This window comes from Actinophytocola sp. NPDC049390 (assembly GCF_044466355.1).
Lineage (GTDB): Bacteria > Actinomycetota > Actinomycetes > Mycobacteriales > Pseudonocardiaceae > Actinophytocola.
Map to the genome: position 1 here is coordinate 40,344 of NZ_JBITMQ010000009.1, position 15,847 is coordinate 56,190.

General features: G+C 73.4%; 16 protein-coding genes. 8 read left to right on the forward strand and 8 right to left on the reverse strand.

All coding sequences use genetic code 11. The features are described 5' to 3' along the window. Positions 1-172 precede the first annotated feature (172 nt). Genes eccD through ACIBVP_RS24550 form a run of 6 tightly spaced genes read left to right on the forward strand, consistent with a single transcriptional unit; the run spans position 173 to position 5,255 of the window. The gene (gene eccD / locus ACIBVP_RS24525) at positions 173-1,555 is read left to right on the forward strand and encodes a type VII secretion integral membrane protein EccD (RefSeq protein ID WP_396108623.1); all 1,383 of its coding nucleotides are present in this window, start codon (positions 173-175) and stop codon (positions 1,553-1,555) included. A 1-nt stretch (position 1,556) separates the two neighbouring features. Further along, entirely contained in the window at positions 1,557-2,978 is a 1,422-nt protein-coding gene (gene eccB, locus ACIBVP_RS24530) for a type VII secretion protein EccB (protein ID WP_396108624.1), read from the forward strand. Between the two features lie 31 nt (positions 2,979-3,009). Then, positions 3,010-3,324: a YbaB/EbfC family nucleoid-associated protein gene (locus ACIBVP_RS24535; protein ID WP_396108625.1), complete on the forward strand. Its 315-nt coding sequence runs from the start codon at positions 3,010-3,012 to the stop codon at positions 3,322-3,324. After that, complete coding sequence (locus ACIBVP_RS24540; protein ID WP_396108626.1) at positions 3,321-3,662, forward strand: hypothetical protein; 342 nt, start codon at positions 3,321-3,323, stop codon at positions 3,660-3,662. Before ACIBVP_RS24535 ends, ACIBVP_RS24540 begins: the two co-directional genes overlap by 4 nt. Before the next feature lies 1 nt (position 3,663). Next, a complete protein-coding gene (locus ACIBVP_RS24545; protein WP_396108627.1) occupies positions 3,664-4,737 on the forward strand; it encodes a hypothetical protein in 1,074 nt (357 codons plus the stop codon). Then, positions 4,734-5,255: a hypothetical protein gene (locus ACIBVP_RS24550; protein WP_396108629.1), complete on the forward strand. Its 522-nt coding sequence runs from the start codon at positions 4,734-4,736 to the stop codon at positions 5,253-5,255. The genes ACIBVP_RS24545 and ACIBVP_RS24550 overlap by 4 nt, the downstream gene beginning before the upstream one ends. A gap of 42 nt (positions 5,256-5,297) precedes the next feature. Here the strand turns inward: ACIBVP_RS24550 and mycP are convergent, their stop codons facing one another. The 4 genes from mycP to eccCa form a co-directional block, all read right to left on the reverse strand. Beyond that, the gene (gene mycP, locus ACIBVP_RS24555; RefSeq protein WP_396108630.1) at positions 5,298-6,590 is read right to left on the reverse strand and encodes a type VII secretion-associated serine protease mycosin; all 1,293 of its coding nucleotides are present in this window, start codon (positions 6,588-6,590) and stop codon (positions 5,298-5,300) included. A gap of 77 nt (positions 6,591-6,667) precedes the next feature. Next, positions 6,668-8,020: a hypothetical protein gene (locus ACIBVP_RS24560; RefSeq protein ID WP_396108631.1), complete on the reverse strand. Its 1,353-nt coding sequence runs from the start codon at positions 8,018-8,020 to the stop codon at positions 6,668-6,670. A gap of 3 nt (positions 8,021-8,023) precedes the next feature. Continuing rightward, the gene (locus ACIBVP_RS24565; RefSeq protein ID WP_396108632.1) at positions 8,024-8,311 is read right to left on the reverse strand and encodes a hypothetical protein; all 288 of its coding nucleotides are present in this window, start codon (positions 8,309-8,311) and stop codon (positions 8,024-8,026) included. A gap of 39 nt (positions 8,312-8,350) precedes the next feature. Further along, the gene (gene eccCa, locus ACIBVP_RS24570) at positions 8,351-12,361 is read right to left on the reverse strand and encodes a type VII secretion protein EccCa (RefSeq protein WP_396108633.1); all 4,011 of its coding nucleotides are present in this window, start codon (positions 12,359-12,361) and stop codon (positions 8,351-8,353) included. A 198-nt stretch (positions 12,362-12,559) separates the two neighbouring features. Here eccCa and ACIBVP_RS24575 point away from each other — a divergent pair, with 198 nt between their 5' ends. Then, positions 12,560-12,889 (forward strand): WXG100 family type VII secretion target, encoded by a 330-nt coding sequence (locus ACIBVP_RS24575; protein WP_396108634.1) that lies wholly within the window; start codon positions 12,560-12,562, stop codon positions 12,887-12,889. 27 nt (positions 12,890-12,916) lie between these two features. Further along, a complete protein-coding gene (locus tag ACIBVP_RS24580; RefSeq protein ID WP_396108636.1) occupies positions 12,917-13,210 on the forward strand; it encodes a hypothetical protein in 294 nt (97 codons plus the stop codon). A gap of 86 nt (positions 13,211-13,296) precedes the next feature. On the opposite strand, the gene ACIBVP_RS24585 is transcribed toward ACIBVP_RS24580, so the two are convergent. Genes ACIBVP_RS24585 through ACIBVP_RS24600 form a run of 4 tightly spaced genes read right to left on the reverse strand, consistent with a single transcriptional unit; the run spans position 13,297 to position 15,765 of the window. Then, positions 13,297-13,791 (reverse strand): hypothetical protein, encoded by a 495-nt coding sequence (locus ACIBVP_RS24585; RefSeq protein ID WP_396108637.1) that lies wholly within the window; start codon positions 13,789-13,791, stop codon positions 13,297-13,299. 18 nt (positions 13,792-13,809) lie between these two features. Next, positions 13,810-15,009, reverse strand: coding sequence for a hypothetical protein (locus ACIBVP_RS24590; protein ID WP_396108638.1), 1,200 nt, complete (start codon positions 15,007-15,009; stop codon positions 13,810-13,812). Between the two features lie 25 nt (positions 15,010-15,034). Next, the gene (locus ACIBVP_RS24595) at positions 15,035-15,373 is read right to left on the reverse strand and encodes a hypothetical protein (RefSeq protein ID WP_396108639.1); all 339 of its coding nucleotides are present in this window, start codon (positions 15,371-15,373) and stop codon (positions 15,035-15,037) included. Positions 15,374-15,378: 5 nt separating this feature from the next. Then, positions 15,379-15,765, reverse strand: a complete 387-nt coding sequence (locus ACIBVP_RS24600) for a YbaB/EbfC family nucleoid-associated protein (protein WP_396108640.1) — start codon at positions 15,763-15,765, stop codon at positions 15,379-15,381. Between the last annotated feature and the right edge of the window lie 82 nt (positions 15,766-15,847).

Consider the following 15,847-nt stretch of genomic DNA (forward strand, 5'->3'; position numbering starts at 1 on the left):
TTCCGGAGCACCCCTGTGCCGCCCTCCACCGAGCCACCTCCAGAGATGTCCGCTAGCTGCCGAACCGGTACCGGTCACCTGTTCTCCCAGTCATGGTAGGTCTGCCCGCCGACGAAGGGGGCCGGACCGGCATGTTGCTGCCGCCGCCGCACGAACCCGTCAGGAAGACGACATGAACACCACCGGCCTGGTCCGGGTGACCGTCGCGGCGCCCGCCAGACGAATCGACCTCGCCCTGCCGGAACGCTCGCCCCTGGCCGAGTTGCTGCCCGGCCTCCTCCGCCACGCGGGCGAGGACCTGGCCGACACGGGCGCCCGCGCGGGTGGCTGGGTGCTGCGCCGCCCGGACGGCACGGTGCTGGAACCGGCCCGGCCGCTCGCCGCCCAGCGCGTGCGTGACGGCGAGGTCCTGCACCTCACGCACGCACACACCGACTGGCCGGAACTCGAGTACGACGACCTGGTCGACGCGATCGCCAGCGGCTCTGCCCGGGCGGGCAGCACCTGGGGACCCCGGCACACCCGGCACGCCAGCCTCGCGATCGGCGCGCTGGCGGTCGTGTCGTGCCTGGTCGCCGTGTTGCGGGCGGGACCGCCGTGGTCCGGCCCGGCGCTGTGGTCGCTCGGGGCCGCGGCGCTGCTCCTGGCCGCCGGGGTCGCGCTCGCCAGGGCAGGCGGCGACGCGGGTACGGGCGCGGTCTGCGGGATCGTCGCGCTGCCGTTCGCCTTCGCCGGTGGCGGCCTGCTCTTCGCGGGCGATCGGGCACTCACCTCGCTCGGCGCCCCGCAGTTGCTGGCCGCGGGCGCCGCGTTGCTGCTGGCGGCGATGGTCGGCCTGTTCGGGGTGGTCGACCGGGCGACGGTGTTCGTCGCCGGGGCCACCGTCGGGCTGCTCGCACTGGTCGGCGGCTGGCTCACGACCTGGGACGCCCTGGAGGCCCACGAGACCGCGGCACTGGTCGCCGGGATCGGCCTGGCGTTCTCACCCACGCTGGCCCCGCTGGCCCTGCGGCTGTGCCGGGTGCCGATGCCGGTGCTGCCGCGCGGCGCCGCCGACCTCGTGCGTGACGACCCGCAGCCGCCCCGCGGCGCCGTCTACGCCGCGGTGCTGCGCGCCGACGCGTTGCTGACGGGGATGGTCGCCGGCCTGGCGGTCGTCGCGTCGGTCTGCCTGGTGCTGCTCGTCCGGAGCACCAGCGAGGCCGGTCTCCTGCTGGTCGGCCTGCTGACCGTCGGCTACCTGCTGCGTGCCCGCCTCTACCCCATCACCCGGCAGCGGGTGTCGATGCTGTGCGCGGGTCTGGCCGGGGCGTGCTGTCTCGCGGTGGGGCCGCTGATGGCCGACCGGGAGGACCTGCTCCTGGTCGCCGGCCCGTGCCTGCTGATCGCCGGTGCGTTCGTCGCGCTGCTCGGGATCGTGCACAGCACCCGCACGGCGAACCCGTACCTGGGCCGGTACGCGGAGATCCTGGAGGTGCTCGTGGTGCTGGCGGTGGTGCCGGTGACCTGTTCGGTGCTCGGCCTGTACGGCTGGATGCGCGGGCTGGGCGGCTGACATGGCATCGAAACGCGATCAGCTGCACGCCTACCAGTTCCTGGTGCAACGCACCGTCTCCGCGCTCGTCACCAGGGAGACCGACCCGGAACAACCGCCGTTCCGCCGCCCCGGCACCGCCGCGTTCGCCGGGATCGGGATCGCACTCGTCGCGCTCGCCGCTGTCGGCGTGTACGGGTTGATCAACCCCGGCGGCAACGACTCCTGGCGGGACGGCAAGTCGGTGATCGTCGAGGAGGAGACCGGCACCCGGTACGTGTACCTCGACCAGCGGTTGCACCCGGTGGAGAACTACACGTCGGCGCTGCTCGCGCTCGGCGGCAAGGCCGAGACGACGAGCATCTCGCGCGACTCGCTGGCAGGTGTGCCACGCGGGCCGAGGATCGGCATCCCGGACGCACCGGACTCGCTGCCCGGCCCGGACCAGCTCCTCGGCGGCGGCTGGACGCTGTGCTCGCGGCAGTCGCCCGACGACACCGGGACGTTGCGGCCGCAGTCGGTCATGCTGGTCGGCACGCAGCCGCGGGCCGACGTCGGCGAGCGGGCCGTGCTCGCGTACGTCCCGGAGACCGGCGAGCGGCACCTGCTCCTGAACGGCTACCGGCACGAGATCAGCAAGGCGGACATCGTCGCGGTGTCGCTCGCGTTGCGGGCCACCCCGCCGATCCGGGTCAGCCCGGCCGTGCTCGAGTCGGTTCCGGCGGGCAAGCCGATCGCGCCGATCGCGGTGGCGGAGATCGGCAAACCGTCGAAGGCGATCCCCAGCCGTCCCGACCTGCGTTCCGGTCAGCTGGTGGTCGTGCAGACCTCCGCGGGCAGCCAGTACTACCTGGTGGAGCCGACGCGGCTGCGGCCGATCACCGCGCTGCAGTACGACCTTCAGCGCGGTTTCGCCTCGACTGCCAAGGCGTACCCGGACGCCGACGTGTCCGGCATCGTGGTCGGGATGGCGCACGTCGCGTCCGCCCAGCAGACCGCCATGCCCGAGCCCGCCGACGGTGACCCGCCGACGGTCCGCCCGGAGTTCGCGGAAGCCGGGGTGTCCGCCACGCTGTGCCTGACGTTCGACGCGGGCTCGTCCGCGCCGAGGTTCGCACTGGACCCGGCGCTGCCGGAGATCGACCCGATGATGGCCACGCCGCGCCGCACCGAGGACGGTGTCGCGCTGGCCGACCGCGTGGTGGTCCCTCCGGGCGGCGCCGCCGTAGTCGAGTCGATGGCGAGCGCGTCCGCACCGTCCGGCACGTTGGTGCTGGTCACCGACATGGGTGTCGGCTACCCGCTCGCCGGCCGCGACGTGCCGCCGGTGCTCGGTTACGGGGACGTCGAACCGGTGCGCCTGCCGGCCGGTGTGGTCAGCCGGATCCCGATGGGGCCGGGACTCTCGCACGACGCGGCCATGCGCCGACCACCTGTCGCCTAGCGCGACATCGACACCCACCCCGGAGGATGCGATGGCTCCACGACCCCGGGTCGGCCCCACGGTCGACCACGACAGGATGCGGGCCGGACTGCTGGCCGTGCGCGAACGGCTGGCCGACGTGCGGGAGACCGCCGAATCCGACGACGGCCTGATCACGGTGACGGTCGGTGCCCGCACCGAGCTGCTCGACCTGAGGCTCGACCCGCGCGTGCTCCGCTCGCCGAACTCCACCGCGCTGGCGGCCGACATCCTCGCGACCACGCGCCGGGCGGCCGAGCGGGTACGCACGCGACTCTACGAGCTGACCCGCTCCCTGCTCGCCGACCCGGGGAGCGTGCACCGATGACCGGGTTCGCCGCCATGGATCCCGCCCCCGTCGAGGCAGCCGCGCAGCGGTTGCGCCAGTACGGGGAGCAGCTCGCGACCGACTGGGGCACGGCGAAGTCCGGGATCGCCGGGGCCGAGGGCGGCATCGGGACCGGGCGGCTGGCGGACGCGTTCCGGCAGACGTACCTGCCCGCGAGCCAGACGGTCCGGACGAACGCCGATGCGTTTCCGCCGAAGTTCGCCGACCTGGCGGCCGACACCTCGCTCGCCTCCGGCATCTACACAGGCATGGACGACGGGACGACCGCGCTTTTCGGGGGCGCGGGCGCTCCGTCGAGCCCGCTCGGAGGACGGTGACATGCCCATCCAGGAACCACAGTCGCCACTCTGGGCGGCGGTCAAGCCCCAGGTCGCCGGTGCGCTCGGTGGCAGCGGCTGGATCGACACCGACGAGGAAGCCGTGCGCGCCCTCGCCACGCAGTGGACCAACGCCGGTGCGGTGTTCGGCTCGGCGATGTCGGGCAACCAGCGGCCGCCGGGGTTCGTGGGCCCGGTGGCGAACGAGGGCGACGCGTGGCCCGACGACGCCGGTATCACGTGGACGACCCGCCGGCTGGGTCTTGGCGCCGACCTGGCCAAGCAGGGCACCGAGATGCGGACCCTCGCCGCGCACGCCACCGCGTTCGCCGACGACGTGATCCACACCAAGGAGCAGATCGTCCAGACGATCCAGGCCAACGCCGCGGGCTTCGACGAACTCGCCGCCCTGCCCGACGGCGCGGGCGCGGCCGCCATGGAGACGTTCGCCGCCGAGGTGGCACGTGCGATCGTCGCGTTCGTCGGCGAGATGACCGCGATCGTCGCCGGGCGCCGGCCCGGTGTCGCCTCGCAGGCCGAGCGGCCGAAGGTGGACATCGACCCGGACGACCTGGACGGTTTCGGCATGGCGGAAGCGGCCGACTGGGCCGGTGCCGTGTCCGCCGTCGCCTCCACCGCGGCGTTGGCCGCCGCGCCGTTCCCGCCGGTCGCGCTCGCGCTCGGCGCCGTCGCGTTGGCCACCGGCGCCTTCGCCTTCTTCCAGCACACGCGGGAAGCCGTCGCGGACCCCACGCCAGGCAACATCGTCACCGCCGGCGGTGACGCGCTCTCGCTCATTCCGGGCGTCGGTGCGCTCGGCAAGGGCGCGAACGCGTTCGCCGACGCGGTCAGCAGCACCGCCCCGGGCTGGACGCACGTGGCGACGGGCCTGGGCGCGAACGCCCCGGAGGTCGCCACCGGGCTGCAGGCCGGGACGCAGGTCCTGCCCCAGGTGCCGACCGTGATCGACCTGACCACGCCGGGCTCGCAGTCCGAACTCCAGGGGGCCTCGGATCTCGGCACCGCCGGGTACACGGCAGGCCGGGGCGTCGACATCGTCGGGGCGCTGCGATGACGGCGCTGAGCACGACCCAGGCGCCGGTGAACTTCCAGGTGCCCGCGGGCTTCACACCCGTCGACCTGACCGTGAGCCCGGCCGGACGCGCCGCTGCGGTGCGGGCCGGGCTGCCGGCCGTCCCCGGTGTCGACGACGTGGTGGCGCGCCACGAGGAGTTCGCCCAGGGGTTGCTGGCGAGCCGCGCCTGCTACGGGGCGGTGTTCATGCTGCCGCCGCGGCGGCCCGCCTACTTCGCGATCACCGAGCCCGACGGTGCGCCTGCCGACCTCGCGGCGCTGGCCGCGCGGCTGCCGGGTGACGTACGCCCGGTCGAGCTGCCGTGTGGCCCGGCGCTGACCTGCACCGAGCACGTACGCCTCCCCGGCGAACCGGCCCTGGTCCAGGAGCACGCGTTCGTCGACCACCCGGCCGGCCGGGTGGTCGTGTTCACGCTGGGTGTCCAGGACGGCGAGCGCCGGGCGGCGGACGCCCACCTGTTCGCCGAGATCCTTTCCACCGTGTCGTTCACGGCCTGAACACGAGGAAGGCCCCGGACGCCCGGGGCCTTCCTCGTGTGCTCAGCCCGAAGTGCGTTCCATCGGCGGTGGCGGGAAGAGGAAGACCTCCTCCGGAGGTTCGTCCCGGGGTGGTGCGGCCGGTAGTGCGGCGGCGCGGGCCGGGGCCCAGCGGCGGCGGCCGCCACGCGGTAGTACGACGGCGAGCAACGCGGCCAGCCCGATCGCCACGACGACGCCGCCCGCGACCAGTTTCGCGCCGGTACCCATGTCCTGCCACCACGCGATGTTCCGCTCCTGGGCCAGGTCCCTCGGCGGGGTGACGACGGCGGGCAGACCGGCGGGGTCCACATCGGACAGACCTTCGACGACCGCGCGGTACGGGTCCAGGATGCCCGCGCCGTACTCCGGGCTGGCCGCCCCGCCCGATGCCGGTGCCGCGGTCGCGACCAGCCGCCGCGCCACCTGCGCCGCGGTCAGTTCCGGCCACGCCGATCGGACGAGCGCGGCGACGCCGGACACGAAAGGCGCGGCGAAGCTGGTGCCCTTCCAGTAGTTGTGGCCGCCGGCCCTGGTCGCGGCGAGCACGGCGTCGCCGGGTGCGACCAGGTCCACGAACGGGCCGATCTGCGAGTCGCCCGAGCGCTGCCCCGCGACGTCGATCGAGCCGACGCCCAGCACGCCGTCGTAGGCGGCGGGGAACGAGGCGATCGTGGTCGTCCCGTCGGTCTGCCGGTTGCCCGCGGCGGCGACCAGCAGCACGTCCTTCGACCGGGCGTACGCGACGGCGCCGCGCACCGCCGGGTAGTCGCGGTACCCGGACAGCGACAGGTTGATCACCTTGGCGCCCTGGTCGGTGGCGTACCGGATGCCGCGCGCGATGGCGTTCGGGTCGATCGGGGTCGGTTCGCCGGAGTCGTTGAGATCGCGGTCGGTGATCCGGACCGGCAGCACCCGTGCGTTCGGCGCGACCCCGCGGAAACCGGTGCCCTTGGCAGGCGACGCGACGATGATCGAGGCGACGGCGGTGCCGTGGGAGACACAGTCGAAGTTGCCCGGCAGCTGCCCGACGAGGAAGAAGTCCCGGCCGGGCAGCACCTTGCCGCGCAGCTGCGGGTGGTCGGCGTCCACTCCGGAGTCGACGACGCCGACGACGACACCGGCTCCGGTGCTGTGTTTCCACGTGCCGCGCAGGTCGAGCATCTTCTGCGCCCACGGCTCCTCGGTCACCACCGGGTGCGCGGGTTCCGGGTCGCGGCAGGCACCCTCGGGCGGCGCGGCGTGCGCCGGTGCGGCCATGAACACCGGTGCGGCGACCGCGGCGGCGATCAGCACGGCGGCGGTCCTGCTGGTCATGTCGTTTCCTTCCGGCGCACGGACGGCCCCGGGGCGGTCACGCTCCCCGGGGCCGTCCTGCTCTTTCGTCGATCGGGTCAGCGGCGGAGACGGGTCCGGGGTGGCGGCTCGGCCGCGACCACGGCCGGGGCCTTCTCCTCGACCCGCCACAGGTCCTCGTCGATCAGTTCGACGGTGCTCGGCACGTCCGCCTCGGCCGACTGGTCACGGGTCCGTACGACGAAGCCGTGCGCGTCCTTGCGGCCCGCCTTGCCGCTGAGCGCGGGTGGGAGCCCTGGCGGCGGTCCGTCGGTGCGGCCACGCCCGCCCGGCCGCCGCACCGCGCCGGAGCCGGGACCGGGACCACCGCCGCGGCCGCCGGCTCCCATACCGCCCATGCCCATCGGCATCATCGGTACGCCGCCGCCCGTGGTCGGCGACGACCCACCGCCGGGTGCCGCCGGCACACCGGTCGGCGGCACCGCGGGCTTCGGGGCCGAGGCGGAGTTGACCGGCTGGGCCGCCGCCGGGATGGCGGCGACGCCGGGCACGGGACCGACGCTGACGCCCGGGATCCGCGCACCACCGACACCACCGGCACCACCGCCGCCACGGCCGAGTCCACCGACCGAGGACGGCATCACCGGCGGCGGCATCACGGGCATGGCGCCGACAGGCGGGATGTTCGGCGGAGCGATGGGTGGCACCGCGGGCGGCGGCACCGGCGGAGCCACCGGCGGCGCGGTGCCGAGCCCACCGGCCAGTGACGGGTCCCCACCGGAAGCCCCACCGGGCGCGCCGCCGGGTGCCCCGCCCGGGGCGCCGCCGGGCGCACCACCAGGAGCGCCACCAGGCGCACCACCAGGCGCACCGCCCGGCGCACCACCAGGAGCACCGCCTGGGACGGCGGTGGGGCTCGCGGTGGGTGCCGCCGTGCTCGACGGTCCACCCATCGCCTCACCGGTGCTCGCGTCGGCGAGTGCCTTGGCCGCCTTGTCGTACAGGTCTGCCAACGCGTTCATCGCGTTGCCCGCGGCGATCTGGTACGGAATCGCCAGCGCCGCCGAGGGGGTGCCCCCGCCCGCGACGGCCGAGTCCCGCACCGCCTGCTGCCACCGGTCGTGGTTCTCCTGCACGACCTTCTGGGTCGGCCCGAGCAGACCTGCCACGTCACGCATCAGCCGCTGCGGGTTCGCGGAGCCGATGTTCGAGGCCCAGATGTCGGCTTTTCGCGCGGTCTCCCGTGCATCGGCGATGAACGAGTCACCTGACGAGTCCGGCCAGTCCGGTTCGATCCGGTTGGTCGCGGCTCCCAACGTCTGGGCCGAAACGGTGAGTTCGTGTTGCGCGACGCTCCACACCATCGCCTTGTCCTGCAGCGGTCCCTTGTTGGCCACTTCCGCGTTGATCCGTTCGAGCTGCTGCGGGAGCTCCATCGTCGTGTAGTCCATGGGTCACCTCGGTCGCTTGAAGTCGGCGATGCTGAGATTGGCCGCGCTGACCTCGTCGGTCTCCAGGTAGCTCCGGCCGGCACCCTTCGCGACGTCGATGTGCCTCGCGACGCGCGTGTTGGTCTCGGCGATGAAGGTCTGCAGCCGTGTGAACGCCTGCTCGTGCGCGCTTCGGAACGCCTCGCTCTCCTCCATCGCGCCCTGCAGCCCACCCCCCGAGCCGTTCACGGTCGGCGCGTCCGCGGTGAACGCCATCATCGTGGCCGGTGTCCCGGCGAGCAGATCGCCCATGTCTCCTCCTGATCGACTTTCTGGTCGGGTTGTGGTCGGTCACTCGTCCGCGGGCGGCAGCCAGGCGAGCTGCACGAGCCGAGGTTCGCCGCGCCGGGAGACCAGCCGGCCCCGGCCGGACGGCAGGGCCTCCGGCTTGAGCCCGCCGAGCAGCGGACCCTCCTCCCGGTTGCCGGACATCAGCAGGCCCATCGACCCGACGTCACGCAGCCGGGTCAGGAACGGCTCGTACATCGCCCGGCCCGCGCCGCCGGTGCGGCGGGTGACGACGATGTGCAGGCCGATGTCCCGCGCCTGCGGCAGGAACTCCATCAGCGGCAGCAGCGGGTTGTCCGCACCGGTCACGACCAGGTCGTAGTCGTCGACCAGCAGGAACAGGTCCGGGCCCTGCCACCAGCTGCGGCTGCGCAACTGCTCGGGCGTCACGTCCGGGCCGGGCAGCCGGTCGCGCATCACGGTCACGACGTCCGCGACCAGTGCGCCTGTCGTCTGCCGGTCGGTGCCGTAGCCGAGCAGGTGCTCCGTGCCCACCTCCCCGAGCAGGCCGCGCCGGTGGTCGACGATGATCATCCGGGCTTTCTCGAGCGGGTAGGAGTCCACGATCCGGCGGGCGAGTGTGCGCAGGAACGTCGTCTTGCCCGAGTCGCCGTCGCCGAACAGCAGCAGGTGCGCGTCCGTGCCGAAGTCGAGCCGGACCGGCGCGAGGTCCTGCTCGGCGATGCCGACGGTGAGCGCCAGCGCGGCCGGGTCGTCGGTCGACGGCAACGTGAGGTACGGCAGCTTGCCCGGCAGCATCCGCACCTCGGGCGCGGGCTCGCCGGTCCACGCCTCGCGCGCCGACGCGACCATGGCGGCCACGGCGTCGGACAGGCCCTCGCCGGTGGCGCGACCGTCGCTGCGCGGCACGGCGGTCAGCACGTGGTGCTTGCTCGGCGCGAGACCGCGACCGGGGCTGTTCTCGGGCACCCGGAGCGCGTTGGTCCGGTCGACCATGGTGTCGATGGGGTCGCCGAGCCGCAGTTCGAGCTTGCTGCCGAACAGGTCGCGGACCTGCGGGCGCAGGTCGAACCAGCGGGCGCACGTCGCGATCAGGTGCACCCCGTAGGCGAGACCGCGGGTGGCGATGCTGGTGACCACGTCCTCCAGGTCCTCGAACTCCTTGCGCAGGGTCAGCCACCCGTCGATGACGAGGAAGACGTCGCCGTGGGGGTCGTCGGTGACCCGGCCGTCCGCCCGCATGGCCCGGTAGGTCGCCATGCCGTCGATGTCCTGCTCGGCGAAGCGCCGCTCCCGCTCGGCGAGCACCGAGGCCACCTCGGCGATCGTGCGGCGGACGGCGCCGACGTTCAGCCTGGCCGCGACGCCGCCGACGTGCGGCAGCCCGCGGATCGAGCCGAGGGTGCCGCCGCCGAAGTCCAGGCAGTAGAACTGCACCTCGGCGGGCGTGTGGGTGAGCGCGAGGCTCGCGATGACGGTGCGCACGGCCGTGCTCTTGCCCGACTGCGGGCCGCCCGCGACGACCGCGTGCCCGGCACCGGCGGACAGGTCGAACACGAGCGGGTCGCGCCGCTGGTCGAGTGGGCGGTCCACGACGCCCACCACCGCGCGCAGCGCGCCGCGCATCGAGCGGTCGGTCGGCTGGAGCCCGCGCTCGGGGTCGGTGGTGAGCCCGCCGAGCAGCTCGTCGAGCGGCGGTGGGTCCGCCAGCGGCGGCAGCCACACCTGGTGCGCGGGCACGCCGCGGCCCGCGAACCGGTCGACCAGGATGTCCAGCAGGCTCTCGCCGACGGCGTCGTCGTCCTTGCTTCCGGTGTCCTTCTTCTCGGTGTCCTGCTTGTCCTCGACCTTCAGCGCGACGAAGGTCGTCGAGTACTCGGCCAGTCCGATCGGCTCCGGCGCGCCGGACGCGCTGCTCGGCAGCTCCGGGCTGTGCACGCCGGAGACGTAGGCCGCGCGGAACCGGGTCAACGGCTCGTCGCCGTGGCGCAGGAAGCCGTGGCCCGCCTCGCGTGCGGGCAGCGAGAACGCGTCCGAGACGCCGAGCACGGTCCGGCTGTCCATCTCGGAGAAGGTGCGCAGGCCCACGCGGTAGGACAGGTGGGCGTCGAGCCCGCGCAGCCTGCCCTCCTCGAGCCGCTGCGACGCGAGCAGCAGGTGCACGCCGAGCGACCGGCCGACCCGGCCGATCTGGACGAAGATGTCGATGAAGTCCGGCCGGGCCGACAGCAGCTCGCTGAACTCGTCGACCACCACGAACAACGTCGGCACCTCGGGCAGCGGCGCCCCGGCGGCGCGCGCCTTCTCGTAGTCCCGTAGCGAGGCGAAGTTCCCCGCGGCGCGCAGCAGCTCCTGTCGGCGCAGCAGCTCGCCGTTGATGGCGTCGGCCATGCGGTCGACCAGCGGGAGCTCGTCGGCCAGGTTGGTGATCACCGCGCTGGTGTGCGGCAGCCGGTCCAGCCGGGTGAACGTGGCGCCGCCCTTGAAGTCGATCAGCGCGAAGTTCAGCGAGTTCGGCGGGTGGGTGATCGCGAGCGCGAGCACCAGGGTGCGCAGCAGCTCGGACTTGCCGGACCCCGTCGCGCCGATCAGCAGCCCGTGCGGGCCCATGCCTTCGAGCGCGGACTCCTTGAGGTCCAGCTCGATCGGGGTGCCGTCGGGCCGGATGCCGAACTTGACGCGCAGCCGGTCCCGGTTCGGCCGCTGCACCCAGGTGTCCGCGGGGTCGAACGCGAACGGGTCACCGAGTTCGAGCAGGTCCTCGAGCCCCAGCTCCGCGCTCATCGGCGCCTCGCCCTGCGCGCCGGAGGTCAGCCGCAGCGGCGCGAGCTGGCGGGCCAGCGCCTCGGCGGCCACCACCGGCATCGAGTCGGCGCGGCCCAGCTCGATCTCGCCGTCCGCGGTGCGGCTGGTCAGCGTCGCGTCGGCGGCGACGTCGAGCACCACGGCGGACCGGTCCGGGACGCGCGGCGGCACCGTCGACAGGTCGATCACCGTGGCGCCCTCGACACCGGCGCCCGCCAGCAGGTGGTCCGAACCGGCGACCGCGCCACCGTCGAGCACGACGACGAGGTGCGGGCCCGCGAACCGGCTGCCGCCGTCCTCGGGGTCGAACCGCGGCCGGTCGGCCAGCAGGTTGTCCAGGACCGCCTCTAGCGACGGGATCGTGTGCGCGACGAGCCGCTGGGGGCCGAGCGCGTCGCTCCGCTCCGGGTGCAGCGCGTGGGGTAGCCACTTCAGCCACTCCCAGCCCGCGCGGCGTTCCGGCGCGACGCACACCGCGATGCGCAGGTCGTCCGGCGAGTGCAGGGTGGCCAGCTGGGCGATGATCGCGCGCACCAGGCCGAGAACGTGCTCGGCGGCGTGGCCGTCGGCCGGGTTCGCGGAGCGGAGGTGGATGCGGCTGAAACCGTTGACCGCCATGGCCAGCGGCAGGTCCGGCACCGCCGAGTAGGTGGTGATGAACCGCCGCAGCGCGAGCGCGGACAGCGGCTCGAGCTGCTCCATCGGCTTGGTGTCGGGGGCGACCAGCGTGGTGGCGAGGCTCTGGCGGCCCACTCCGATGCGGGCGACACCGAAGTCGGCGTCGAGGCGGCGGCGTTCCCACAGCCGGTAGCTCGCCGCCACCGACCACAGCGTCGCCGGATCGGGGTGCAGGTACCAGAGCGCGGTCCGCTGCCTGCGTGCGGTGCGGCCGACGCGGACCCGGTGCTGGGCAAGACCACGCAGGTACAGCCTGCGGGCGTTGCCCATCTCGCGCTTGCTCGGTCCGCCACCGTTGAGGAGCGAGACGCCGACCATCATCAGCATCGCCACGCCGAAGACCCCGAAGACCACGTAGCGCAGCGCGCCGAGCCCCGACGCGCCGAACCGCCCGCTGAACAGCAGGATCATCGCGCCCATCATCAGGACCATCGGCAGCACCATCAGTACCTGGGTCCACTGCCGGGCAGGTGGCGCCGGGATCTCCGGCGGCGCCTCGAGCACCAGCTCGCCGGACGGCATGTCCGGCGCGGGCCGGCGCAACGGCCGGCGCACCACCACGGTCGCCACGTTCCTCGGCCCCTTCCATCGGCTGCCTTACCCGATGAATGGTCGCCGTCGCGGACCGCCCGTGGGCGGGGGTTGGCAGGAACGTGCCGGAGCGCCGTCCGGAACTCGTTGTCCCAATTAGCTTTCAGGTGACCGCCTTCGCGCGGTGGGCTCATCGGGCCCATCCGACATAGACACATGACCGGAAAGGAGCGATCGATGCCCAACGGCGATCTCCAGTGGGGCACACCGGAGGACCTGCACAACGCGGCCGTCGCGGCGAACAACTCGGCGTCGAACATCCAGGCGGCGATCGGGCGGATCGAGGGTCAGGTGGCCACGATGATGGCCACCTGGCAGGGCCGGGCCCCCGTCGCGTTCGACGGCAAGCACCGGGAATGGCGCCAGCAGGTCGACGCGCTGGTCGCCGAGCTGGAGCGGGTGGGGGCGGCCGCCAACACCTCCGGCACGGCCTACACCTCCTCCGACGACGACACCACCAGCCAGGTCAACAGCACTGTCCTCACTGGACTGAACTTCCGCGGGTAGTTCCGCACGAGCACCAAAGGAGACGCGATGAGTGGCCCCATTCGTTACGAGTTCAGCGCGCTCGGGGACGGCCAGGCGCAGCTGGCCGCGTCGGCGAACGAGATCGGCGCCGAGAAGGACACCTGGATGCAGACCGTCGGTCTCACCATGGAGACCTGGCTGGACGGCGCGGGTGGCCTGTTCGGCGAGCTGAACACCATCTGGGACAAGGCGACCCAGGCGACCAACGACTTCCAGATGGAGCTGTCCACCAAGGTCGGCATCGCACAGATGAACGGCCAGCAGGCACTGGACGCGGCCAAGCGCGCCGTGGGCGGCTGACCCGACGGCACCGGCACAGCACAGCGGCCCCGCGACGAGAGTCCGGGGCCGCTGTCGTATGTGTGTCGACTGTGGACCGACGGGGGTCAGGTCCGGTGGGTGTCCAGCCGGATGGACGAGAGGAACTCGCGGAAGTCCGCCATCACCGTGTCCACCTGGTCCAGCGCGGCGGTGAGCGAGGCGCGCACCACGGCGCGTCGCGCGGTGTCCACGGCGTCCGGGACGGTCAGGTACACCTGCGACTGGACCAGCTCACGGACCGCGCCCTCGCGCAGGGTGATGCGGAGGTCCTGGGCAAGCCCGGGGGCGTCGCCGACACCGAGGTCGGCCCGGTGCGCGACGGTCACGGTCGGCGCGGTGCCGCGCAGGCTCGCCACCGACTGGTCGGCGATCTCGGCGAGCGACGCCCCGTCGGTGCGGACCTCGCCGTCGACGGTGATGTTCGCGGTGAAGCCCGAGCCGTGCGTGGCCGCGTTGAGCGCGATGAACGCGACGTCCGGCAGACCGGCCTCGTCCGGCGACGCCGCGTGCCAGCCGTCAGGCAGCCGGAACTCGATCGGAACCGGAAGATCCGTGGCCATCGTGCTCAACTCCCTGGGTCAGAACAGCTTGCCAACGCGTTCGCCTATGTCCTGGACGCCCCGCCCGACGTCTCGACCGAAGTCCTCGACGCCCGCCCCGATGTCGCGGCCGACGTCCTCCACGCCCTGTCTGACGGTCTCATAGCCCCGGCCGACCTCCGCGACGCCGTCCTCGACGGCCTGCCAGACGTGGCCCGCGGTCTCGACGACCTTGTTGGTGTCCACCCGCAACTCGACGCCGAGCTTCCCACCGAGGATCGGCGAGGCGCCCGCGGAGGCGCCGAGGGTGAAGACACCGTTCTCGTTCTTGGCGGTCACCCCGGCCTCGGCGCCCGGCCCGGCCCAGCCCTCGGCGGTGAGCCCGAGGCCGATACCGCCGACGTCACCGAAGACCTTCCCCCCGATACGCCCGCCCGCGAACGCCTCGGCCTTGGCCTCGACCCCGTTCGGGCCCACGTTGAGCCCGGCACCCGCCTTGCCGCCCGCGAAGGCCTCCGCCTCCCCGCCGTAGCCGACCAGGCCGTTCGGGCCGACCGCGTTCTTGTACTCCCCCTTGATCTTCAGCCCGGCAGCCGCCTCGAGCTGTGCCTTGAGGCCCTCGTTCGTCAGCGCGGCGGACGCCGACGCCTCGGCGCCGAGGTTGGCCTCCGCCTTGAACGTGCCGTCCGCGTTCTGGGCACCGACCTTGAACAGGTCCGCCCACGCCTTGATCTCGCCGAGCTTGCCGCCCTCGGGGGGTTTCATCTCGAAGCCGGCGCCCGGCCCGGTCCCGGACAGCTGAAGACCGAGCTGGTCCGCCGCGCCGAGCACCATGTCGCGGAGGCGGCCGGCGACGTCCTGGACGAGCCAGTCCCGCATGGCCCGGCCCGCCTCGCCGAACCGGGGGTTGCTCAACAGGTCGTAGAAGGGCTGGTAGGTGGAGATGACCGACTGGATGGTCTCCTTCACCGAGCGGACCTGCTCGCCGTAGCGCCGCGCGGCGTCGCGGTGCATCAGCATGCCCTGGTCGAGCACGCCCACCTGCTCGCCGTAGGCGCGGGTGTGGGCGTCGAGGAGCTGCCCGGCGTCGTCCTGCCACGCCGCGTAGGCGTTGCCGCCCGCGGCGACCGACTGCTCACCCGCCCTGCGCGCGGTCGTCGCCGCCTGCTCCCATGCGAGGCCGAGGTCGAGCGCCGCCTGCTCGTCGTCGGGCGGCCACGGGTCGTAGACGCCCTTCACTTCGGTCCACAGTGGACCCGCTGGTTCAGGCAGGCCCATGACCGCCCGCCCCACCGAAGCCCGCGGCGGAGTCGGCGTCCATGCCGGTGTAGTGGCCGATGCACCCCTCGCCCGCATCGGCGTACTGGCCGGGAATCCGGCAGCCGCGGTCGGCCGAGCCGGCGATCTCCGTTGCCCCGGGGCGATAGCCGGCCATGAACGCCTGCCCGAGCGGGCCCTTGCCGAGCTGACCGTCGAGTCCGCTGATCCGCGAGCTTGCCGAGGACCAGCCGCTGACGAAGTCGGTGCCCGCGGTCCGCAGCGCCCGCATCGCGTCGGCGACCGCGGCCGGATCCATCGTCGCGCGGTCTCCCTCGCCCGCCATGCCCGTCACCGCCGTCCCGTGAACGCGCCGAGCCGGTGCAGCACCGGGTCGAACGCGACGTCCGTGTCCTCGTAGGTCGCGCCCGGCGGCAGCACCTCGACCGCGGCGTCGTACGCCCGGCGCCCGGCCGTGTCGGCGGCTTTCCTGACCGTCGCGAGGATGTCGTCCGCCAGCGCGGTGGCGTCCTGGGTGCGGTAGATCCGCGGATCGAGGTCCAGCGCACGCAACTCCCCGCGCGCTCCGACGGTCGCCGCGATCAGCCCGTCGTCGGACTCCTCGGTGACCTCGATGTCGACCAGCTTGTCCTGGACCCGCCTGACCGCGCGGGCCATTCGCTCCCGCTCGGCCACCTCACCCGGTAGCCCGGCACTCCCGTACACCGCGACCTCCACCCGTCGGTCAGTTCCTGGAGGGAGTGTCGGGCACCGGCGCGGCACCCGGTGGCCTGCTGGCCGCTTCCGGCCAGTACCAACG